Source organism: Mesorhizobium sp. M7A.F.Ca.US.002.01.1.1 (genome assembly GCF_004022955.1).
GTDB lineage: Bacteria > Pseudomonadota > Alphaproteobacteria > Rhizobiales > Rhizobiaceae > Mesorhizobium > Mesorhizobium ciceri.
On record NZ_RZQE01000003.1, the window covers coordinates 1 to 21,770 of the forward strand.

Sequence of the window (21,770 nt, forward strand, 5' to 3'; positions counted from 1 at the left end):
ACGCAGCGGTGTGAGACGGGCATTCTTGTGGATGTTCATTCGGACCCTCCGATGGATGCTGAAGCGTGGTAACTCCAGTCTCCTCGGTCCGGTCCGAATGGACAACCTCTCGAAAGCTCACACCTAGTGCCGGCAGTGGCACCGCTGTTGTCCGTCGACAGGTCCCGCGCTTGCTCGGTGCGACCAACAACCTTAAGCGCTAGGGCGTAACCTGACCCTGCAAGATCTCCTCACCGACTATAAGGTGCGCCTCACGATCTGAGACGATGGGACAGGATGGCTAAGGAGGTGCGCCGTCTTGCATGCCCCGCCAGCGAGGCGAACCCTCTCGGCTACGCGCGCCACCAGCGACGCTCCATATCGTCAGGCCTGCGTCTCATGCTCAGATGAGCCGGTATTTGGCTCTCTCATCAGCAAACCGAGAGAGCCCATGCCAAGACGGAAGCAAGCAAGACGAACGAGCGTCAGAGATATCCTGCGCCTGACCCATAAACAGGGCAGTCCGGTGGGCCAAGGTGGCAGAGCAACTGAGGTTCGGCAAGACTTCGGCTTCCACCTATCTGCGGGCGCTGGAGACGGGCTGTCGTGCAGGCCCTGCATGCGGCTTTGAGGACGATGCGATGTTGAAACACCGTCTGTTGCGCCGAATCGGCCGTCGGCCAAACGTTGGGTCGTCATCAGGTTCTCGACAGCTTCCCGGTGTCAAATCCAAACCGTGGTCGGCGATCCCCACCAGGGTGGGAAGGCAGCGCTGATATAGCCGAACGTCGATCAAGTCACGATCAACGATTGCCTCATGTCACATGCCCTGCGGGACTGAAAAACGGAGAAGAACATGTGCGATGCAAAACTGAAGACCGTGCTTTCGCTTTTTTCGCCGGTGGCCAGCAAATTAGATGCTCTCTCGTCCAACGGACCAGCGACGGATGCAAACTGCGTTAAGCTAAATACGAACGAGAACCCGTTTCCGTTGCCGAAGAGCGTAATGCAAAGTGCAATTGCTGCGATCGAACACCAGTATCTTTATCCGGAAGACGACAATCTCAGCTTAAGGGCAGCTGCCTCCGATGCTTACGGATTTTCCAAAGATCAGGTGATTGCCGGCAACGGTTCGTCGGAGCTGCTCGGACTCATCTACAGAGCTTTCCTCGCCCCAGGAGATAGAGTGGCAATGCTGTCGCCCGGATTTTCGTTCAACCGTAAACTTGCCATGTTGCAGGGTGCCGAGTTTCTCGAAATCGCATCGAGCGAAGCTCATCCCCTGCCGATAGAAAAACTGCTGTCCGGCCCCGCAAAAGACGCGAAGTTCATTCTGTTGGCTAATCCGAACAATCCGACCGGAACATTCGTGCCGGTGGCCGAAATCGAACGCCTTGTGGAGCAAGCAGATCGCTTGGTCGTCTTGGATGAGGCCTACGTTGACTTCGCACCCGACAATGCCCTGCGCCTCGTCAATAGACATCCGAATCTTTTGATCTTGAGGACTTTTTCAAAGAGCTATGCTGCCGCTGGCGTGCGAGTCGGCTTCGGTTTCGGTCACCCAGAAATCATTGGCAGGCTGCGCAACATCCAGAATGTCTTCAACATGAACGTGATCGGGCAGGCGGTCGGGAAAAGCATTCTTGCGCATCGCCACGCCTACGAAGAGAACCACAGGCACATCAAGCATGAACGACAGCGAGTGACCCTGGCGCTGTTGCAACTTGGCTTTTCCGTAACACCCTCCCACGCAAACTTTTTGCTGGCCCGTGTGCCGGCGGGACAGGAGGGCTCATGCTGGCAAGCCGCGTTGAAAGAGCAGGCGATCCTCATCGCCAGCTTTCCTGACGTAGATTTGAAGAACTGTATTCGCGTCAGCATTGGCACCACAGAGCAGATGGACAAATTCCTTGCTGCCGCCGAACGCGTCTGTATGAACTTTAAGAAGGATCGCGGTGCTCACAAGCATGAAGTCGATTCACATTAAGCATCAAGTAATGATATGTCGTGAGCTATGATGATTAGCGAATAAATATAGGTAATTTGGAGAACAATTAATTGAAGAAAATTTCCGCTTCGGGCCTGACCTTCGGCATCTTCGATCATCTGGACGAAAACGGCGATGACATCGCACAACAATATGCAGATCGGCTGAGCCTAGCAGAAGCGTGCGATGGCTATGGCTTTTATGCGTATCATCTCGCCGAGCACCACTGTACGCCGCATGGCAGAGGTCCATCACCGAATTTGTTCTTAGCGAGCGTCGCCCAGCGAACCCGCAGTCTTCGTGTTGGTCCCATGGTAATGCTACTTGCGCTCTATCATCCGCTGCGTGCCTTCGAGGAGATCTGCATGCTTGATCAGTTGAGCGGCGGCAGGCTTGAACTCGGCATAGGGCGCGGCTCTGCTCCCACTGAATTGGGATACTTCGGGGTTGCTGTAGAAGCAGCACCAGAACAGTATGCGGAGGCCAGTGAGATTCTCATCAATGCGATGAAAGGCGGGACGCTTTCTTATCAGGGCCGCCACTTTGAGTTGAAAGATGTTCCGCTGACGTTGAGACCTCACCAATATCCCCGTCCGCCGACATGGATCGCCACCAATCGACCCGAGCCGGCTAGCTGGGCCGCTGCGAATGGGGCAAACATCGCCTGCGTCGGACCTTCCACTTCTGTTCGCAGCGTTACCGACGCGTTCCGCGCCGCCCGAATTCACGATGCTGACATTGGCCAGCAAGCGCCATTTCTTGGATTGCTCCGAATGGTGGTGATAGGGCGTTCTGAAACAGATGCGTATTTGCTCGCAGCACCTGCCTATGAACGATGGCTCAATAGCTTCAAATTTCTATACGAACTAAATGCCATTTCCACTCCACCAAACTTGCCTTTGAACTTCGATGCAGCAATTGAAAGTGAATTGTGCGTCGTGGGAACGGCAGATTCTGTCCGAAAAGCTCTCCTTGATCAGCTGGAAGAGGCAGGTGCTAATTATCTTCTGTGTCAACTGGCATTTGGGGATTTGCCGCTGGATGCCTCACTATACACCGCATCGGCCATTGGATCCGAAATCATGGCTCGAGTTGCCGCATCGTGAATCCGTCGTGTGATTGGAGGAGCAGCGGCAGCGCTGCTCCTCATTGCGAAACGGTTGTGGGGGCCGGACTCCTGTGTCAGGTGTAAACCATTGGAGCACGTCCTATCTGATCCAGGTCATATCCTGCGGCTTTGAAGTAGTTGGCACATTCGGCTGGGGTGAAGAGGTCGACGACCGCGCCGAGGCGTCCTGACCTTGCCCCTCTGATCTAATCCGGTTTGAAGTTCGTTCTGGCCCATCCAGAGGACCAGGACATGAAACGCAGCCGCTTCTCTGAAGAGCAGATCATCGGAATTTTGAAGAAACACGAGGCCGGGGTATCGGTTGGCGATCTGTGCCGCAAGCACGGGGTCAGCGACGCCTCGATCTACAATTGGAAGGCCCGCTTCGGCGGGATGGATGTCACCGAGGCTCGGCGACCTGAAGGCGCTGGAGGACGAGAACACGCGCCTGAAGCGGCTTTTGGCCGACGCCATGCTCGACAATGCCGCGTTGAAGGACCTTGTGGGAAAGAAATGGTGACGCCCGCCGCCAAGCGGAAAGCTGTCGCTCGCCTGAAGGAAGGCTTCGGGATGAGCGAACGGCGGGCGTGTAAAGCCATCGGCTGTTGCCGCATGACGGTTCGCTACCAGACCAGCAGGCCGGACGACCGCGAGGTTCGCGAGCGGATGAAGGCCGATCGCGCAGGAGCGTCGCCGGTTCGGCTACCGGCGTCTTCTCGTGATGCTGAGGCGGGAGGGCCTGGTCGTGAACCACAAGAAGCTGTTCCGGCTCTATCGGGAGGAGAAGCTCGCCGTCGCCGCCGTGGCGGCCGCAAGCGGGCGATCGGGACCAGGGCGCCGATGCTGGTGCCGCTGAGGCCCGACGAGCGCTGGTCGCTCGACTTCGTATCGGACCAGCTCACCGACGGGCGCCGCTTCCGCATCCTGGCCGTCGTCGACGACTGCACGAGAGAGTGCCTCGCACTCATCGTTGATACGTCTCTCTCGGGCATGCGGGTTGCCCGCGAATTGGACGGCTCATCACCGAGCGGGGCCGGCCCAGGATGATCGTCAGCGACAATGGCAGCGAGTTCACCTCGAACGCCATCCTCTCCTGGGCGGATCAGAACCGCGTCGAATGGCATTACATTGCGCCCGGCAAGCCGATGCAGAATGGCTTCATCGAGAGCTTCAACGGCCGACTGCGCGATGAACTGCTCAACGAGACGCTGTTCACCTCGCTGGCTCAGGCGCGCGTAGCCATCGCCCTGTGGCACGCCGACTACAACACCGCGCGGCCGCACTCCCCCCTGGCAGACCCCGGCCAAGTTCGCCAGCACCTTCAATCCGCGACGGTCGCTCGCGCTGCGCTATGCCAAAGGCTCCGCGCCAGCGCCCGTCGCTTCACCCGCCCAGCAGGGCACAACCCACGCCGGAAACGAACTCAAAACTGCTGGGGCAACGTCAGTCCCATAGAGCCTTGATGGTTATCTCGGCCTTTGCTCGCAGCAGCGCCTTAGGTTGGGCGAAGGCGTTCTCAATCGGATTGAAGTCGGGACTGTAGGGCGGCAGTTAGAGCAGGCTCGCCTGCGGCCTCAATCGCGCCGCGCAGGGTTCTCCAGGCGGATGTCGCCAATGTCAAATTTGCTGGCATCCATGTCGCCCTCGCCAACCGCACAAGCGAAGGCCAGAAAGCCAACATGTGTTCTGCGGCTTAATTAAGAGTCAGCCGATGTCGGCCGAACATCACCTTGTCTCGAAGTCGACGATCGGACAGCAGGTTGCGAAAGTTGGCGCGATGCGAAACAAACTGCTGAAGCGCTCAACTTTTATTGATCACGCGTGTTGGACGCGACGCACTCCCGTTCCAATCGGGCTGAGCGCAAATTCTCCCGGTTCACAAAACTGAGTCGCTGGAGTAGTGGGGGCGCAGAGAAATCTCCGGTCGCAGCCTTACCCGGTCAAAACAAGGATACCAATGATGAAGACTCTCGCCGTCTGCTCTGGCGGATTGGACTCCGTTTCCCTTGCTCACATGGTGGCAGCGGAGCACGAACTCACCGGCCTTCTATCTTTCGACTATGGCCAACGGCACAGGAAGGAATTGGGCTTCGCCGCTCTTTGCGCGCAGCGACTGAAGGTCCCGCACCAGATCATCGACATCGGCGAAATTGGCCGTGGCCTTTCCGGCTCAGCGCTGACTAGCAGTATCGACGTGCCGGACGGCCACTACGCCGAAGACACGATGAAGATTACGGTGGTGCCGAACCGCAATGCCATCATGTTGGCAATCGCCTTCGGTCTCGCCGCCGCCCACAGCGCCGAAGCGGTGGCGGCGGCCGTGCATGGTGGGGACCATTTCATCTATCCCGATTGCCGTCCGGCCTTCATTGAAGCTTTCCAGACAATGCAAGACCGCGCGCTCGACGGCTATGCGCAGATACGCCTCTATGCACCGTATGTGAATCTCGGAAAAGCTGACATTGTTGCGGATGGCGCAAGATACGGCACCCCGTTTGCTGAGACCTGGTCCTGTTACAAGGGCGGCGTGCGTCACTGCGGACGATGCGGGACCTGCGTCGAGCGGCGCGAAGCGTTCCATCTCGCCGGGCACGCTGATCCCACCGACTACGAGGACGCCGATTTCTGGCTTGAGGCGCTGCGCAGGAGGCGCGCGTAATGTTCCACATCAGCAAGGAATTCCACTTCTCGGCCTCGCATCAGCTCACCTCCTTGCCTCCCAACCATCAATGCGCGCGCCTGCACGGGCATAACTATGTCGTCGTAGTGGAGCTGTCGGCCAAGGAACTGGACGCCCACGGCTTCGTGCGCGACTATCACGATCTGGCGCCGCTCAAACGCTACATTGACGAGAGCTTCGACCATCGGCACCTCAACGACGTGCTGGGACATGAGAAGGTCACGGCGGAATGCCTGGCCAGACATTTCTATGAATGGTGCAAGGCACGTCTGCCGCAGACCGCGGCCGTGCGCGTTAGCGAAACACCGAAAACTTGGGCGGAATACCGTCCGTGACCGACATGCATCCCGCAATCCGTGTGAGCGAGATATTCGGGCCGACTATCCAGGGCGAGGGCGTGCTCATCGGCTTGCCGACGGTGTTCATCAGAACCGGCGGATGTGATTATCGCTGTTCATGGTGCGACAGCCTTCACGCGGTGGACAATCAGTATCGCCATGAATGGCTACCGATGCCGATCGATGCCGTGTGGCAAACCGTCCATGCGCTTTCCGGCGGCAGGCCGGTTATGGTCTCCTTGTCAGGCGGCAACCCGGCCATTCAGCCGTTCGGTCCCCTCATAGAACGAGGCCATCGCGAGGGCTATCGTTTTGCACTGGAAACGCAGGGTTCCGTGGTGAGGGAGTGGTTTGCGGATCTTGACGTGCTGACCCTTAGCCCAAAGCCGCCGTCCAGCGAGATGACGACCCGTTGGGCTGCGTTTGATGCATGCCTCGAAGCGGCGCAAGAGAAGCCGCAAATCGTGCTCAAGCTCGTCGTTTTCGACGAGAGTGACTATGCCTACGCCAAAGAAGTCGCGGCGAGATATCCGCACCTTCCGATCTATCTGCAACCCGGCAATCACACGCCGCCGCTCCCTGGCAGTGAAGACGCCTCTGTCGACTTGGACGGAATAATGATGCGAATGGAATGGCTTGTCGAAAGGGTGACTAGCGACAGGTGGTTCGAAGCCCGCGTGTTGCCGCAGCTGCACGTTCTGCTTTGGGGTAACAAGAGGGCGGTCTAGTCTGTGGCTTGCGTCGCACCGGAAGGCCGGGCTCCAACGGCTTGGCAGGCTCTCTTCGCGTGCCGAGTACAGCCGAGCTTTGTTCGCGTCAGCGGTCTCGCGATTGTGCGGCTGGAAACCGCCCGGACACCCCGCTGCCGGCGTGTGTCACCTTGACTCCGATGAGCTGTCGTCACGCAAAGTTGAAATCCGCAAGAACTGGCCTTCTCGCCCCACCTGCTCCGTCGCAAGCACGTCATCCCCTCATCCTTGTCCAGCTCTTATCGATGTATCTCATTGTCCGGCCTGACGCACGACTGTCAGCATGGGAATGCATCCATTGCGCAAATGCCTTCCATAAAGAAGATCGATTTCCTCATTGGCCCAACGTGAAATATAGCAACGTTTTCGTGGCGTGGGTCGGCTGCGTCGGGAGTAGCGATGAAAACGTATTGGGGTCGCCTGCGTCTCCTTGGGCAGCGAGTGTAAAGTATAGCGATGCGGCCTCCGGCGCGAACGGCAGCCGCGCAGTGATCACCTTCGCCTGTGCCTTTGCGGCGGGGGTCAAGCGCTGGTCTGCTAAAATTTTTTATCGTTTAGCTGGTTGAAACTGCCCCCGTTGCGGGCTGCAGAAGCCGGCCAGCCGAGAAACGGCAGCCGCACTTATGAAAGCACGCCAAGGCGTGCGGGCATCTATCAGTTGCAAAGGACAATACTGGCCGCGCCGATTGGCCATCACGCGTCCATTAGGGCAGCCACCAACATCAGTTCGCAAGAGGAGCAAAAGTAATATGTATCGTCGTCACCTGATCAAAGGGTTGGTTGCGCTCGGCGCATGCCGGATTTGCGTTCAAGCCGCCCAAGCGACCAGTGCCCATTGGGGGTACACCGGTCCGGTCGGACCGGAGCACTGGGCTGATCTGGATAAGGAAAATTTCGTATGCTCTGCCGGCACGCAGCAATCGCCGATCAATATCAACAGCGCGGTCAAGGCGGATATCCCGCATATCGCCATCGGCTGGCACAAGGGCGGCGGCAATATGGTGAACAACGGCCACACCATTCAAATCAATATGCCACAAGGCAGCACGCTGACCCGCGGCGATCGTGTCTACGAACTGGTACAGTTCCATTTCCATGCGCCAAGCGAACATCACGTGGCGGGCAAGAGCTTCCCGATGGAGGTGCATTTCGTTCACAAGGACACGCAAAGTGGTACTCTGGGCGTGCTGGGCGTCTTTTTAACGCCCGGCGCGACAAATGCCAGCTTTGCTGCCCTTGCTGCGGCCTTTCCCGAACTGCCGAATGGGGAGGTGACGATCGACGAGGTGAATCCCAACTGGCTTCTGCCAGCCTCGCTTGGCTATTGGACTTATGAGGGCTCACTGACGACGCCGCCGTGCACCGAAAACGTCGAGTGGATGGTGGCGATGGAACCGGTTGACGTTGATCCGGCAGACATCCAGCGATTTGCCTCACTCTACCCGTCGAACGCGCGCCCTATTCATTCACCCAATCGACGCTTCATCCTGCGCCAGAGTTGAGCGCCGCCCCAGCGGTTCCGCACGGTCCAACATTCTTGGCACAAGTTGGCGCGAAGCCTCCTCTTCCGGTCTGGCGGTCTGACGGCGCTCCCCAAGCTGGCTAGTCTAAATGATAGGGATTCGGTGCCGACACCACTCGTCCCAAATACGTCGCGGCGAGGTTTGTCTGCAACCCGGCAATCACACGCCGCCCCGCCGTGGTAATGAAGACGTCTCTGTCGAGTCCGACGGAATATGATGCGCATGGAACCGCTGGTAGAAAAGGTGACCAGCGACAGGTGGTTCGAAGCCCGCGTCTTGCCGCAGCTGCACGTTCTACTCTGGGGTAACAAGAGGGTAGTGTATACCTTCTCCTAGCTTCGCCGCCAACTACTCGGTTTTCCGAATTGCTCTCTATATTCTTGAAGACGATGCGTTCGTTAAAGACATGTGCTGCGCACCTGGTGTAAAAGCTGCTCTCATCATGCAGAGGTCAAGCCAGTCGGGCTCATCCGAGGCTATGGCCGTGAGCACTGTTCAGTTCGGCAGAGAGGGCGCTTTTGTACACACTTTGCGATCGTGGCGGCCCCGTGGGCAGATCTGCAAGCTGCCGCGACACTAACCTCTCGAAGCCCGCCCGCCCGCCTTTCGTGCAGCTTCCTCTGAACAAAACCACCGCTCGCCCTTCAATAGGTTGATGCGTGTCTCCCAGTAAGATTCCTGTCCAAGAACGTGATAATCTTCTTGCCAGTGTTGTAGCTGATGTTGCCCTTGATGCCGCAGCCTACCGCGGCGGGACCAAACTCAATGGCAAGCAGGCCGGCTAGGATCGTGCAGCCAGTCGCGAGCCTCGCCCACAACGGGGTCTCACGCGCATGAGGGCGCCGACCATGGGTTCGGCGGTTCATACGCGTATAACACGTATCTTTCTGAAAAAATCAATGCTCTCGGCTAAGCTACTGAATTATTTGGCTTCCATATAGCGCGTCGGCGGAACCAACTTGTAGACGGGCTATGAAAGGTTAAGCGCGGATGTCTATCGGCCGCCGGCGTTCCCGCTCTGTAAGCCTGCCTGAACTACCCGCGCCGCGGTCAAGCCCCAGGCTCCTGCTCATCCAGCGACCGCCCGATCAATGGCAGGCTGGAAAGACAAGAGCCGATGTCTTCCGATGGTCTCGCCATCAGCTTTGGGCTAACTTCCCCATTCTCCCGCTTCGAGCTCGACACACGGCGGTTTGGATGGCGCACGACAATCTGTGTCGGCTTTGTCGTGTCCGTGACAGACGCCTGAAAGGCCCGTTCGCGCGTTTTGCCGCCGTCTAAGCGGCTGGAATTTAATGACAAAGTTTCTTCTGGGATCGGCCGATCACGCTGGTACGCTTTTTGCGATGCTTGGTGTGAGGCGGCACGAGCTGCCTATCGGCACTTGTGTCGCGGGCAGTCGCGATAATTAGAACGAAGGAAGGAAAGCTATTATGTCAGGTCTGCGTCAGATCGCCTTTTACGGAAAAGGCGGCATCGGCAAGTCCACCACGTCCCAAAATACGCTCGCTGCCCTTGTCGACCTCGGGCAGAGAATCCTCATCGTAGGATGCGACCCCAAAGCCGATTCCACACGCTTGATCCTGAATTCGAAAGCTCAGGATACCGTCCTGGATCTCGCCGCACAGGAAGGCTCGGTGGAAGACCTCGAACTCCAGGACGTGCTCAAGGTGGGCTACAGAGGCATCAAGTGCGTGGAGTCCGGCGGCCCCGAGCCGGGTGTCGGTTGCGCCGGCCGCGGCGTCATCACCTCGATCAATTTCCTCGAGGAGAATGGCGCTTATGACGATGTCGATTATGTCTCCTATGACGTCCTCGGCGACGTGGTATGCGGCGGCTTCGCCATGCCGATCCGCGAAGGCAAGGCCCAGGAGATCTATATCGTCATGTCCGGCGAGATGATGGCGCTCTATGCCGCCAACAACATCGCCAAGGGCATCCTCAAATATGCCCATTCGGGCGGTGTGCGGCTGGGCGGGCTGATCTGCAATGAACGTCAAACCGACCGCGAACTCGATCTGGCCGAAGCACTGGCTGGCCGATTGAATTCCAAGCTCATCCACTTCGTGCCCCGCGACAACATCGTCCAACATGCCGAACTCAGGAAGATGTCGGTGATCCAGTACGCGCCGGACTCAAAGCAGGCAGGGGAATACCGCGCTCTGGCCGAGAAGATCCACGCCAATTCGGGCCAGGGTACGATCCCGACGCCGATCACCATGGAGGAGCTGGAGGAGATGCTGCTCGACTTCGGCATCATGAAGACCGACGAGCAGATGCTTGCCGAGCTTCACTCCAAGGAAGCGGCGAAGGCGGCGGCCCAGTAGTGACATTAGCGCTGCCATGAATCGGCGCGCCTTGCAGAGAACGGCGCCTATTCTTTGAGGCGTCACCCAACCTTGAAAGGGGGACTCATGAGCCGGGAATACGAGAATGACGGTGCTCTTCATGCGAAGCTTATCGAAGAGGTGCTGTCGCATTATCCCGACAAGGCGGCGAAGCGCCGCAAGAAGCACCTCAACGTCGCAAAGAGCGGCAACGAGGCTGGCGGGGAAAGCGAGGTCCTTTCCGAATGCGACGTCAAATCGAACATCAAGTCCATTCCCGGGGTGATGACGATTCGCGGCTGTGCATATGCTGGTTCGAAAGGCGTGGTGTGGGGGCCAGTCAAGGATATGGTCCATATCTCGCACGGCCCGGTCGGCTGCGGCCAATATTCTTGGTCGCAGCGCCGCAACTACTACGTCGGTACAACGGGCGTCGACACGTTCGGGACAATGCAGTTCACCTCCGATTTCCAGGAGAAGGACATCGTCTTCGGCGGCGACAAGAAGCTGGAACAGATCATTGACGAGATTGAAGTCTTGTTTCCGCTCAACAACGGCATCACCGTGCAGTCCGAATGCCCTATCGGCCTGATTGGCGATGACACCGAGGCCGTTTCTCGCAAAAAGACCAAGGAGTATGACAAGACGATCGTGCCGGTACGCTGCGAGGGCTTCCGCGGCGTCTCGCAGTCGCTTGGCCACCACATCGCCAATGATGCAATCCGGGATTGGGTCTTCGACAAAAAGGATGTCAAGTTCGAGGCCGGCCCCTACGACGTCAACGTCATCGGCGACTACAATATCGGCGGCGATGCCTGGGCCTCGCGCATACTGCTTGAGGAGATAGGGCTGCGCGTGGTTGGCAACTGGTCGGGTGACGCCACACTCGCAGAGATCGAGCGCGCCCCGAAGGCTAAGCTCAATCTTATCCACTGCTACCGGTCGATGAATTACATCTGTCGGCATATGGAGGAAAAGTATGGCGTCGCCTGGATGGAGTACAATTTCTTCGGTCCCTCCCAGATCGAAGCCTCTCTGCGCAACATAGCCAAGCATTTTGGGCCGGAAATCGAGGAGAAGACCGAAAAGGTCATTGCCAAGTACAGGCCGCTTGTTGATGCGGTCATCGCCAAGTACCTGTCGCGCCTGGAAGGAAATACCGTGATGCTCTATGTCGGCGGCCTGCGCCCCCGCCACGTCGTCACGGCCTACGAGGACCTCGGCATGGTCATCGTGGGCACCGGCTATGAATTCGCCCACAGCGACGACTATCAGCGCACCGGCCACTACGTGAAGAACGGCACGCTGATCTACGATGACGTGACCGGCTATGAGTTGGAGAAATTCATCGAAGGGATTCGCCCAAATCTGGTCGGCTCGGGAATCAAAGAAAAATACCCGGTGCAGAAGATGGGCATACCGTTCCGCCAGATGCATTCCTGGGATTATTCAGGCCCGTATCACGGCTACGACGGCTTTGCCATTTTCGCACGTGATGTGGATCTCGCCATTAACAACCCGGTCTGGGACCTATTCCACGCGCCTTGGAAAAGAAGCCGGGGCGATGAGCGGGCGATGGCTGCCGAATAAACATTTGCTTCAGCCCCAGTCTCCCACTGAGACGGTGAACTCCCGCGGCCTCTGATCCGCCGGAGCCTGGAACGTCTTGACGTCCTGAGCTGCCGTCCCGCGCAGCCAGATGCAAAAGAGGTAATCATCATGCCGCAGTCGGCTGAAAAAATTCTCGATCACGCTCCCCTGTTCCGCGAGCCGGAATACAGAAAGATGCTCGCTGAGAAGAAGCTAAACTTCGAATGTCCGCACCCCGATGAAATCGTTTCCGATCAGCGCGATTTCACCCAGACGTGGGAATACCGCGAAAAGAACCTCGCCCGCAAAGCGCTTGTCGTGAACCCGGCCAAGGCCTGCCAGCCGCTGGGTGCGGTATTCGCTGCCGCCGGCTTCGAGCGAACCATGTCCTTCGTCCACGGCAGCCAAGGTTGCGTCGCCTATTACCGCTCGCACCTGTCGCGCCATTTCAAGGAGCCTGCCGCGGCGGTCTCCTCCTCAATGACCGAGGATGCGGCGGTGTTTGGCGGCCTGAAGAACATGGTCGACGGGCTCGCCAACACCTACCAGCTCTACGACCCCAAGATGATTGCCGTGTCGACGACCTGTATGGCAGAGGTCATTGGCGACGACCTGCACAGCTTCATCCAGAACGCCAAGGACGAAGATTCAGTCCCGCGCGACTTCGACGTGCCCTTTGCCCACACCCCGGCCTTCGTTGGCAGTCATGTCGACGGCTATGACAACATGGTCAAAGGCATTTTGGAGCACTTCTGGAAAGGTCAGGAGCGTACGCAAATCGAAGGAACCATCAACATCATTCCGGGCTTCGACGGCTTCTGCGTCGGCAACAACCGGGAGCTCAAGCGCCTGCTCGATGTAATGGGCGTGTCCTATACATTGATCCAGGATGCCTCTGACCAGTTCGATACGCCTTCGGACGGTGAATACCGCATGTATGACGGGGGCACGAAGATCAACGAGGTGAAGAAGGCCCTCAACGCCGAGGCAACGCTTTCGCTGCAGCATCACAACACCCGAAAGACACTGGGCTATTGCGAGGAGGTCGGGCAGGCGACGGCCTCGTTCCACTATCCGCTCGGCGTTCAGGCGACGGACGAATTCCTGATGGAGGTCGCGGCGATTTCCGGCAAGGAGATTCCCGAGGCAATTCGCCTCGAGCGCGGCCGACTGGTAGACGCCATGGCGGACAGCCAATCCTGGCTGCATGGTAAGAAATACGCCATCTACGGTGATCCCGACTTCGTTCACGCAATGGCCCGCTTTGTCATGGAGACCGGCGGCGAGCCAACCCATTGCCTCGCCACCAATGGCACCTCGGCATGGGAAGCCGATTTGAAGAAGCTGCTAGCATCCTCGCCTTTCGGCAAGGCTGCCCAGGTTTGGGCGGGCAAGGACCTGTGGGCGCTGCGCTCGCTGCTCTTTACCGAGCCGGTGGACCTTTTGATCGGCAATTCCTACGGCAAGTACCTGGAGCGCGACACCGGAACGCCGCTGATCCGGCTGATGTTTCCGATCTTCGATCGGCACCATCATCACCGCTTTGCGCTCTTTGGCTACCAGGGCGCGTTGCGCGTGCTGACGACGATCCTCGACAAGATCTTCGACAAACTCGATCGCGAGACGAGCGAGACGGGTGTGACGGATTATTCCTATGACCTCACGCGCTAAGAGCCGTGGCCGGCTTTTCGCCGAGGCCATTCCTTGCCCAATGGACTGGGGAGGCTGAGCGATGTCCTCCCTCAGCGCCAAAATCAAGGACGCCTTCGATGAGCCCGCCTGCGATAAGAACCGTGGCAAAGATGCCAAGGCGCGCAAGGAGGGCTGCTCGAAGTCGCTGACACCAGGGGCGGCAGCCGGCGGCTGCGCCTTTGACGGAGCCAAGATCGTCCTGCAGCCGATCACCGACGTTGCGCATCTGGTCCATGCGCCGCTCGCCTGCGAGGGCAATTCTTGGGACAACCGTGGTGCGGTTTCGTCAGGGCCGACCTTGTGGCGGACAAGCTTCACGACCGACCTCACCGAACTCGACCTGGTGATGGGGCAGGGCGAGCGGAAACTCTTCAAGGCGATCCGCGAGATCAAGCACACATACGCGCCGCCGGCGATCTTCGTCTACTCAACTTGCGTAACGGCGCTGATCGGTGACGACATCGAGGCCGTGTGCAAACGCGCCACGGAAAAGTTCGGTTTGGCCGTGGTGCCGATCAATGCGCCTGGCCTGGCAGGCTCCAAGAACCTCGGCAACAAGCTCGCCGCCGAGGCGTTGCTCGATCATGTCATCGGCACGGTCGAACCCGACGACCCCGGGCCCTACGACATCAACATCCTTGGCGAATTCAACCTCTCGGGCGAATTCTGGCTTGTAAAGCCGCTCCTCGATCGGCTCGGCATCCGGGTGCGCGCCTGCATTCCCGGCGATGCGCGTTACCGCGACATTGCTTCCGCGCACCGCGCCCGGGCGGCAATGATCGTGTGCTCGACCGCGCTGATCAGTCTTGCCCGCAAGATGGAGGAGCGCTGGGACATCCCGTTCTTCGAGGGCTCCTTCTATGGCATCTCCGACACATCGCAAGCTCTTCGCAACCTTGTCAGGCTGCTGGTGAGGAAGGGCGCCGATCCGGAGATCCTCGAGCGCACGGAGACGCTGATCGCGCAGCAGGAGGCGATCGCGTGGAAGAAACTCGAATCCTACCGGCAAAGGCTCCAAGGCAAGCGCGTGCTGCTCAACACAGGCGGTGTGAAGTCCTGGTCGGTTGTCCGTGCGCTGATGGAGATCGGAATCGAGATCGTCGGCACCTCGGTCAAGAAATCTACGGTGCAGGACAAGGAGCGCATCAAACAAGTTCTCAAGCACGACAAGCATATGTTCGAATACATGGCTGCGCGCGAGCTGTACGCCATGCTCTCTGAACACAGGGCCGATATCATGCTGTCGGGCGGTCGCACGCAATTCATTGCGCTCAAGGCCAAGACGCCCTGGCTCGATATCAACCAGGAGCGCCAGCACCCTTATGCCGGCTATGCCGGCATGGTGGAACTCGTACGCCAGATCGACCTCGCCATTCACAATCCGGTCTGGTCTCAGGTGCGCCAGCCGGCCCCGTGGGATTGCCAGCCTGATCTAAAAGACGAACTGCCATGCACGAAGAAGGAGTCCGGGCACCTGTTCGATGAATTCGCCGGCGCGACGGCACACGAGTTCAGCGAGTGTTGAGGCGACCGATGGCCCGCATCCTTCCCCAGACCAAATCCGCGGCGGTGAACCCGCTGAAGTCGTCGCAGCCGCTGGGTGCCGCCTTTGCCTTTCTTGGGGTCGACGGCGCGATGCCGCTGTTCCACGGCAGCCAGGGATGCACAAGCTTCGCGCTCGTGCTCTTCGTACGGCACTTCAAAGAAACGATTCCATTGCAGACAACAGCGATGGATGAGGTGGCGACCATCCTCGGCGCTGCCGACCATCTTGAAGAAGCCATCCTCAACCTCAAGAACCGCACGAAGCCAAAGCTGATCGGGGTGTGCACGACCGCGCTGGTGGAGACGCGTGGCGAAGATTGCGCGAGTGATATTGCGAACATCAAGCTGAAGCACACGCAAGAGCTTGCGGGTACGGAGGTCGTGCTGGCCAACACGCCGGATTTTGACGGCGCGATCGAAGAGGGCTGGGCCAAGGCAGTCACCGCAATGATCAAAGGGATTACAGGCTCGGGCGAACGTGCGCGGCAGCCGAAGAAGATCGCGATCCTGCCCGGATGCAACCTCACTGTCGCCGACATCGAGCATATGCGTGACATGGTTGAAAGCTTTGGGCTCAAGCCGGTTATTCTGCCCGACATTTCAGGCTCGCTCGACGGTACGGTTCCTGACCGCTGGGTAGCGACCACATACGGCGGCACCAGCGTCGAAGACATTCGCGAGTTGGGCACGGCCATGCAATGCATCGCCATCGGTGAGCACATGCGCCGCCCGGCGAAAGCGCTGCACGGGTTGACCGGCGTGCCTTACGTGTTGTTCCAGTCACTGACTGGGCTGCAGGACACGGACCGCTTCGTGTCGCTGCTGTCTGCGATTTCGGGCGCGGCGGTACCGGCCCGCGTGCGCCGGCGCCGGGCGCAATTGCAGGACGCGATGCTCGACGGACATTTCCATTTCGGCGGCAAGAAAATTGCCATCGCTGCCGAACCAGACCAGCTGTTCCAACTTGCGACCTTCTTTGCTGGCCTCGGCTCCGAGATAGCCGCGGCCGTCACAACGACCGACAGGTCTAAAATTCTCGAGAAAGTCCCGGCGGTTTCGGTTCAGATCGGCGATCTCGGCGATCTGGAAAGTCTTGCCGTCGGTGCTGACCTGCTTGTCACGCATTCGCACGGGCGCCAAGCATCGGAGCGGCTCCGAATTCCGCTCATGCGCATCGGGTTCCCGGTCTTCGATCGACTAGGCAGCCAGCACAAGCTCGCAATTCTCTATCAGGGCACCCGCGACATGATCTTCGAGGTCGCCAGCATCTTCCAGGCCAACCAACACGCGCCCACTCCTGAGGCGCTTGATCCACTCCGTAATCGAGAAATATCACGATGAACGCTGTTCGCCGCCTCTCGCTGGTCAGTAGTGAGGTTTTCGCCCCGATGCCTGAACGACGTAAGGGCGCATTGCGCGTTGCGATCGCCACTCAGGACATGCAGGACCTCAACGCCCATTTCGGGTCGGCCAGGCGCTTTGCTGTCTACGACGTGACGCGCGAGGAATGGAATCTCGTAGAAGCCGTGGCCTTCGATGACGTGTCCGATGAAAGCGGGGAGCATCGGGCCGAGCGCGATGATCGCATCACGCCAAAGGTGGATGCGCTCAAGGGCTGTCAGATCCTGTTTTGTCTGGCAATTGGCGGCCCTTCGGCAGCCAAGCTTGTCGCGGCAAAAATCCACCCGATCAAAGTGGCGGAGCCCCAATCGATCCCACAGGTGCTCTTGCGCACGCAGATGATGCTCAGGACGTGTCCTCCGCCTTGGCTGCGCAAGGTGCTGGCGCGAGCGGGCATTGCCGAAAAGAAACCGTCCTTCGAGGACGAGGACTGAAAAGAGGAGGACGCCAATGCCTGACCCCGCAATCCCCCCAGCTGTCGCCGAAGACGAGGCGGCTCTTTGCACCCCGTTCGTCAAATGCCTCGTGCGGCTGATCCGTTCTCAGGATTCCTATGGCTCGTGGGAACGCAAAGCGGACGCTGAGCTGCTGGGCGACTTCATCATTACCAAGGAACAGCGCCGAGGGATCCCAATCATCGGAGATCCCGATCCCGACGTGCTGTGGAGGCTCGACAAGTACTACGCCGCCATCGGGCTTGCGATCGAGGAGCGCTGCGGCCTTATGGCATCGCCGATGATCCAGGTGAGCCATGAGGGTTTTGGTCGGGTGCTTTTCACGACCGGACGGCTGGTCGTTTTGTCCAAAACGCTGCGCGATGTCCACCGGTTTGGCTTCGAGACGCTCCTGAAGCTCGCCACGGCCGGTACGAAGCTGGTCGACGATGCGATTTCAGTCATCGAAACCTTTCCCCACGTGGCGCTGGCATGATGGGCGCGATTTTCGAGAAAGGCCATCATGACGGACCCGAGAAACTATGTTGGCCAGTCCCCTCGATCCAGGGACTCGAGGCCGACCAGGTTGTTGGGGTATCGCCGATGAAGAAGCCGCTGGTCCTGATCTGCTCGCAAGATGCCGAGTTCTATCTGCTCTACAGCCACATACTGGAGGTTGACGGTTTCAGCAGTGAGACGGCAGACGGCGCGAAGGCTGCGCTGGCCTTGGCCGAACAACGGGAGCTTCAGGCCGTAGTGCTGGATTGCGACCCAGCCAGCATAAACGGGTCCGCAATTTGCGCCCACCTCAAGCGGGAACCGCGCACCACCGACCTGCCTATCATCGCCCTGATCGCGCCTGGCGCCGAGCACCAGCACCTCGATCTCTTGAAGGCAGGCGTTGAGAGCTTTGTGCGGCCGGTGGCTCCGGCCAAGCTGCTCGACTGCCTGCGGGCGAGGCTCGGGCTGACCAAGCGTGGTCCGAACGGGGTTGAAAACGACAGTTGGATTTGTTGTGGAGGCCTGGAGATGAAGCTCGATGCCCATCGGGTTCGCGGTAATGGCCACGACATCCATCTCGGACGGATCGATTTCAACGTGCTGCGGCTTATGATTGAGGCCCCCGGCAAGGTCTTCAGCCGGGACGAGCTTATCGGGGCGGCCTGGCTGCCCAACATTCATGTCGGTGCACGCACCGTCGATGTCCATATCAGCCGAATCAGGAGGGCGCTGAAAACGGCCTTGCCCGGCAGCGTCATTCGCACCGTCAGGTCGGCCGGCTACTCGCTCGAGAAGCCGGACGACTGAAATCGGTGATCGAACGTGGTGCCGCTCTCTCTTCCTCCTGAGAGCGGTGTTGCCGCTTTGAGGCGCTCCTAACGAAGACCAGGAGAAGCAGGCAAATGGAATTTAAAAGCATATTCAGTGTGACGGGTGCTGATCATTCTGATGAGGACCTCACAACAGCTGCCGGACTGTGTGCCGAGGTCGGCGCGCACCTATCGGTACTCATTATACCGCCTCCATTGCTCTTGATGTCGTCTCCGCCCCCCGAATGGAATACAGGACGTGCACAGGCAATTGCAGTACCGAACTATCGATTTCAGCAAATCGAGAAATTTTCACAGGACGTGACCAGAATGGAAAGACGGTCCGCGGATATCCTCAAAAGGCTGAAAGCTATGTCGCTTTCCTGTGACGTTGACACCGACTATTGCGATCCGGCTAGCCTCGGTGAAGTGGCACGACAGCGGGCGCTCTGCGCTGACCTGACGATCGTTGGAGGAGACCTCCTCAACGATGAGACTCTCGGACCTCCTGTTGTCAACGGCTGCTTGTTCGATAGCGGAAAGCCGGTGCTCATCGTGCCGAAGGGCGTTAAGGCGACGCTGTCGCCTCGACGCGTGCTGGTCGGCTGGGATTCGCGTGTAGAGGCCTCGCGTGCGGTTCGGGAAGCTCTTAGTATCCTATCCGCTGCCAAGGAAGTCTGTGTCGCTATGGTCGATCCAAAGGCGCAAAACAACGGGAAAGGCGCGCAGTCTGGAGCTGACATCGCTGCCTATCTTACTCGGCACGGTGCTCGGGTCTCCGTTGACCTGCTTAAGAGCGCCGGCAAATCGGCGGGCACAGTGCTGACCCAGCACGCGAACGACATCTGTGCTGACATGATGGTTATGGGTGCTTATGGCAGCCGTGGGCTGCGTGAGCGGATTTTCGGCGGTCCGCCGAGCTGGAGCTTTGGGAAGACCACATTGCCGCTGTTTTTGGCTCGCTGATCAGCTCCGTAGGAACACCGATCAGGTCGTAGGACCGCCAACCAGTCCGAAGTCGTCGTCGGTTACCGGTCGGATTGCGGAGACATGGCTGGATCCGCGAACATCTTGCGACGCTTGTCAGAGCCAAACCGGACGCCTCGACTGCTTCACGACGCTCTCGTGAACCAACTCGTGCGAGATCGTCCGCAACGGGCAGTAAAGACGAACGGCTGCAGCAGACCGCAGCCAAGCCACAGGGCGGGTGTACCAGGAGACCCCGCCTCGTGCGCGAACCCTGTTGGAAGGCCCCTTATCAGTACCCGGACGCGCGTCAAATCGGCGGCTGTCCCTGTCAGCCTGCGGTGTGCAAGGGCCGCTGCCGCGGAGCTTCCCCTGCCCGATCGTCGGGCGTGCGACAATGTCGGATTCCAGACGAGCTGGAACTGCGCGAACTCGTTGGTTTGACAGGTCTTTATCCGGCACGCCGCATGCATGGGAGTCTCCGAAAGCATTAAGAGCCGTTATCCATGGTTACGCCCCTCGAAAGAAAGAGCCGCTTCCGTCGTGGCAGGGAAACAGCCACTCCTGGGGTGGAGGCCGGCGCTAGAAGCCGCCGTAAGATCCGGAAGAGCCGCGCGACAGCATCACACACTTTCCTTCTGCTCTTGGGTTCGGATCACGCCGCGCCGCTGTCGATGCCGCCGACATTGAGCCCAAGACCTGGAAGGCGGCACACGCTTTTGCTGTCCTCTCAGTCGGGACCGCGGCTCAAGCATGCCTGTGAGGTTCGCATTGCTCAATGCCCGGCAATCGACGTCAACATGCCGCTGAGTTGGAAAACACTCCTAGAGGAGTAAGGATAAGTGGACCTCTTTTGTATTGGTGTGGGTGCTGGACCATCTAATTTGAGCCTTGCGTGTCAGATACAGGAAGAGATTGCGCAAGGGGCACTGTTCCTGGACCGGGAGGTCGATTTCCGAGGACATCCAGGCAGCGCTTTCGATTGCGCGGAGCTCCAGGTCGGCCACTTCCAGGATCTGGTTACTCTGGTCAATCCGCGATCAGCCTACACATTCGTAAACTACCTCCACGAGAACGGGCGTCTTTACAATTTCCTCAATGCGCAATTTCACGGGGTGCTTAGAGCCGAGTTCGCCCAATATCTCAACTGGGCGTTCCAGAAGAATCCGCTTGTCCGTGGCGGCGAGGCCGTTCGCGAAATCCGCTTTGACGGCGAGTTTCGCGTGCGGACGGACAACGCGGTCCTTGATGCAAGAAACCTCGTCATCGACATAGGCAAGCAGGCGCAAATTCCGCCTCAGTTTCATGGCTGGACTGGACCCAACCTGTTCCACTCATCTGAGTTGGCCCACATCAATCCTGAGGTGCAAAAAAAGCATGTCTGCGTTGTTGGCGGCGGACAGTCGGGAGCCGAGCTGCTACTGCACCTTGTCGGCCGGCCGAAAGAACGGCGGCCCGCGGCGATCACATGGGTCTTGACGCGCGAGATGCCTTTCGACGACCACGCGTTCACAAACGGGCTGTTCACGCCATGCTTCTCGGATCGTTTTGCTGCGATGAGCGAGGTGCATCGACAGCTGTTCCTGCGGCGTTTCGCGCTTGCCTCCGAGGGCATTTCAGAAAGCAAGTTGCGCGCGGTCTATCAGGCGCTCTACCACCACGCCTTTCTCGAGCCACACCAATGCGAGATCACATTGCGGCCAAGTTGCAACGTGTCGCGCTGCATCAATGCCGGAGCAGGGCACAGGCTCACGCTGCAACGCGGCTTGGACAACATCGGAGAAGTAACCGCCGATATCGTCATCCTGGCCACCGGGTACGAGAAACCGCTGCCGGGTTTCCTAGAACCGATCGCAGATCGCCTCGAACAGATCGGCAATGAGCTCGCCATCGGCGAGGATTTTTCGGTGTACTGGGACGGACCGCGAGACCGACGCCTTTTCGTTCAGAACGCCTGCCTTGGACAGCGCGGGCTGGCTGATCCGAACTTTGGGCTGCTGGCCTGGCGAGCGCGCCGCATCCTTGACAGCCTTCTGCGGCGCGCGCCATGCGCCAATCCCGAGCATCTAGGGTTCATCAACCGTCCCTTGACGGAGTGCTGGCCCGACCTCGGAGTCGAACAAATGGGCAGCGGGATATGA

16 protein-coding genes and 3 pseudogenes are annotated in these 21,770 nt (G+C 59.0%); 18 read left to right on the forward strand and 1 reads right to left on the reverse strand.

The annotated features are described in order from the left end of the window. Positions 1 to 835 precede the first annotated feature (835 nt). The 3 genes and pseudogenes from hisC to EN932_RS00880 all read left to right on the forward strand — a co-directional run bounded on the left by hisC (position 836) and on the right by EN932_RS00880 (position 4,529). Positions 836 to 1,966: a histidinol-phosphate transaminase gene (hisC, locus tag EN932_RS00870; protein ID WP_063169376.1), complete on the forward strand. Its 1,131-nt coding sequence runs from the start codon at positions 836 to 838 to the stop codon at positions 1,964 to 1,966. A 71-nt stretch (positions 1,967 to 2,037) separates the two neighbouring features. After that, the gene (locus EN932_RS00875) at positions 2,038 to 3,072 is read left to right on the forward strand and encodes an LLM class flavin-dependent oxidoreductase (protein ID WP_063169375.1); all 1,035 of its coding nucleotides are present in this window, start codon (positions 2,038 to 2,040) and stop codon (positions 3,070 to 3,072) included. 254 nt (positions 3,073 to 3,326) lie between these two features. Continuing rightward, positions 3,327 to 4,529 (forward strand): annotated as a pseudogene (locus EN932_RS00880) (IS3 family transposase). Here the strand turns inward: EN932_RS00880 and EN932_RS00885 are convergent. Then, a pseudogene (locus EN932_RS00885) lies at positions 4,524 to 4,665 on the reverse strand (transposase); the annotation flags it as partial. The pseudogenes EN932_RS00880 and EN932_RS00885 sit on opposite strands and share 6 nt — an antisense overlap. A gap of 369 nt (positions 4,666 to 5,034) precedes the next feature. On the opposite strand from EN932_RS00885, the gene queC reads away from it, so the two are divergent. The 15 genes and pseudogenes from queC to EN932_RS00965 all read left to right on the forward strand — a co-directional run bounded on the left by queC (position 5,035) and on the right by EN932_RS00965 (position 21,770). Beyond that, positions 5,035 to 5,733, forward strand: coding sequence for a 7-cyano-7-deazaguanine synthase QueC (queC, locus tag EN932_RS00890; RefSeq protein ID WP_063170389.1), 699 nt, complete (start codon positions 5,035 to 5,037; stop codon positions 5,731 to 5,733). Further along, the gene (gene queD / locus EN932_RS00895) at positions 5,733 to 6,089 is read left to right on the forward strand and encodes a 6-carboxytetrahydropterin synthase QueD (protein ID WP_063169374.1); all 357 of its coding nucleotides are present in this window, start codon (positions 5,733 to 5,735) and stop codon (positions 6,087 to 6,089) included. The genes queC and queD overlap by 1 nt, the downstream gene beginning before the upstream one ends. Before the next feature lie 5 nt (positions 6,090 to 6,094). After that, positions 6,095 to 6,820, forward strand: a complete 726-nt coding sequence (queE, locus tag EN932_RS00900; protein WP_164548811.1) for a 7-carboxy-7-deazaguanine synthase QueE — start codon at positions 6,095 to 6,097, stop codon at positions 6,818 to 6,820. A gap of 770 nt (positions 6,821 to 7,590) precedes the next feature. Beyond that, a complete protein-coding gene (locus EN932_RS00905) occupies positions 7,591 to 8,343 on the forward strand; it encodes a carbonic anhydrase (RefSeq protein ID WP_063169372.1) in 753 nt (250 codons plus the stop codon). A gap of 160 nt (positions 8,344 to 8,503) precedes the next feature. Then, positions 8,504 to 8,700: pseudogene (locus tag EN932_RS38650) on the forward strand (7-carboxy-7-deazaguanine synthase QueE); the annotation flags it as partial. Between the two features lie 1,097 nt (positions 8,701 to 9,797). After that, on the forward strand, positions 9,798 to 10,691 hold the full coding sequence (gene nifH, locus EN932_RS00920) for a nitrogenase iron protein (RefSeq protein ID WP_024505261.1): 894 nt from the start codon (positions 9,798 to 9,800) through the stop codon (positions 10,689 to 10,691). A gap of 87 nt (positions 10,692 to 10,778) precedes the next feature. Continuing rightward, on the forward strand, positions 10,779 to 12,281 hold the full coding sequence (gene nifD / locus EN932_RS00925; RefSeq protein ID WP_024505262.1) for a nitrogenase molybdenum-iron protein alpha chain: 1,503 nt from the start codon (positions 10,779 to 10,781) through the stop codon (positions 12,279 to 12,281). A 129-nt stretch (positions 12,282 to 12,410) separates the two neighbouring features. After that, positions 12,411 to 13,952, forward strand: a complete 1,542-nt coding sequence (gene nifK / locus EN932_RS00930) for a nitrogenase molybdenum-iron protein subunit beta (RefSeq protein ID WP_024505263.1) — start codon at positions 12,411 to 12,413, stop codon at positions 13,950 to 13,952. A 61-nt stretch (positions 13,953 to 14,013) separates the two neighbouring features. Further along, positions 14,014 to 15,498: a nitrogenase iron-molybdenum cofactor biosynthesis protein NifE gene (nifE, locus tag EN932_RS00935; RefSeq protein ID WP_024505264.1), complete on the forward strand. Its 1,485-nt coding sequence runs from the start codon at positions 14,014 to 14,016 to the stop codon at positions 15,496 to 15,498. Between the two features lie 8 nt (positions 15,499 to 15,506). Next, a complete protein-coding gene (gene nifN / locus EN932_RS00940; protein WP_024505265.1) occupies positions 15,507 to 16,859 on the forward strand; it encodes a nitrogenase iron-molybdenum cofactor biosynthesis protein NifN in 1,353 nt (450 codons plus the stop codon). Next, a complete protein-coding gene (nifX, locus tag EN932_RS00945; protein WP_063169371.1) occupies positions 16,856 to 17,353 on the forward strand; it encodes a nitrogen fixation protein NifX in 498 nt (165 codons plus the stop codon). The genes nifN and nifX overlap by 4 nt, the downstream gene beginning before the upstream one ends. A gap of 16 nt (positions 17,354 to 17,369) precedes the next feature. Then, entirely contained in the window at positions 17,370 to 17,849 is a 480-nt protein-coding gene (locus EN932_RS00950) for a NifX-associated nitrogen fixation protein (protein ID WP_024505267.1), read from the forward strand. Continuing rightward, positions 17,846 to 18,661, forward strand: coding sequence for a response regulator transcription factor (locus tag EN932_RS00955; protein ID WP_063169370.1), 816 nt, complete (start codon positions 17,846 to 17,848; stop codon positions 18,659 to 18,661). The genes EN932_RS00950 and EN932_RS00955 overlap by 4 nt, the downstream gene beginning before the upstream one ends. Positions 18,662 to 18,756: 95 nt before the next feature. Continuing rightward, positions 18,757 to 19,629 carry a universal stress protein gene (locus EN932_RS00960; protein WP_063169369.1) on the forward strand — a complete coding sequence of 291 codons (873 nt, stop codon included), beginning with the start codon at positions 18,757 to 18,759 and terminating at the stop codon, positions 19,627 to 19,629. 842 nt (positions 19,630 to 20,471) lie between these two features. Next, on the forward strand, positions 20,472 to 21,770 hold the full coding sequence (locus tag EN932_RS00965; RefSeq protein ID WP_063169368.1) for a SidA/IucD/PvdA family monooxygenase: 1,299 nt from the start codon (positions 20,472 to 20,474) through the stop codon (positions 21,768 to 21,770).

Coding starts and splice junctions, on each gene's coding strand:
- nifN (WP_024505265.1), top strand. CDS start 15,507: ATGGCCCGCATCCTTCCCCAGACCAAATCCGCGGCGGTGAACCCGCTG.
- queD (WP_063169374.1), top strand. CDS start 5,733: ATGTTCCACATCAGCAAGGAATTCCACTTCTCGGCCTCGCATCAGCTC.
- EN932_RS00960 (WP_063169369.1), top strand. CDS start 18,757: ATGGAATTTAAAAGCATATTCAGTGTGACGGGTGCTGATCATTCTGAT.
- nifK (WP_024505263.1), top strand. CDS start 12,411: ATGCCGCAGTCGGCTGAAAAAATTCTCGATCACGCTCCCCTGTTCCGC.
- nifD (WP_024505262.1), top strand. CDS start 10,779: ATGAGCCGGGAATACGAGAATGACGGTGCTCTTCATGCGAAGCTTATC.
- EN932_RS00905 (WP_063169372.1), top strand. CDS start 7,591: ATGTATCGTCGTCACCTGATCAAAGGGTTGGTTGCGCTCGGCGCATGC.
- nifH (WP_024505261.1), top strand. CDS start 9,798: ATGTCAGGTCTGCGTCAGATCGCCTTTTACGGAAAAGGCGGCATCGGC.
- hisC (WP_063169376.1), top strand. CDS start 836: ATGTGCGATGCAAAACTGAAGACCGTGCTTTCGCTTTTTTCGCCGGTG.
- nifE (WP_024505264.1), top strand. CDS start 14,014: ATGTCCTCCCTCAGCGCCAAAATCAAGGACGCCTTCGATGAGCCCGCC.
- EN932_RS00955 (WP_063169370.1), top strand. CDS start 17,846: ATGATGGGCGCGATTTTCGAGAAAGGCCATCATGACGGACCCGAGAAA.
- EN932_RS00950 (WP_024505267.1), top strand. CDS start 17,370: ATGCCTGACCCCGCAATCCCCCCAGCTGTCGCCGAAGACGAGGCGGCT.
- nifX (WP_063169371.1), top strand. CDS start 16,856: ATGAACGCTGTTCGCCGCCTCTCGCTGGTCAGTAGTGAGGTTTTCGCC.
- queC (WP_063170389.1), top strand. CDS start 5,035: ATGAAGACTCTCGCCGTCTGCTCTGGCGGATTGGACTCCGTTTCCCTT.
- queE (WP_164548811.1), top strand. CDS start 6,095: ATGCATCCCGCAATCCGTGTGAGCGAGATATTCGGGCCGACTATCCAG.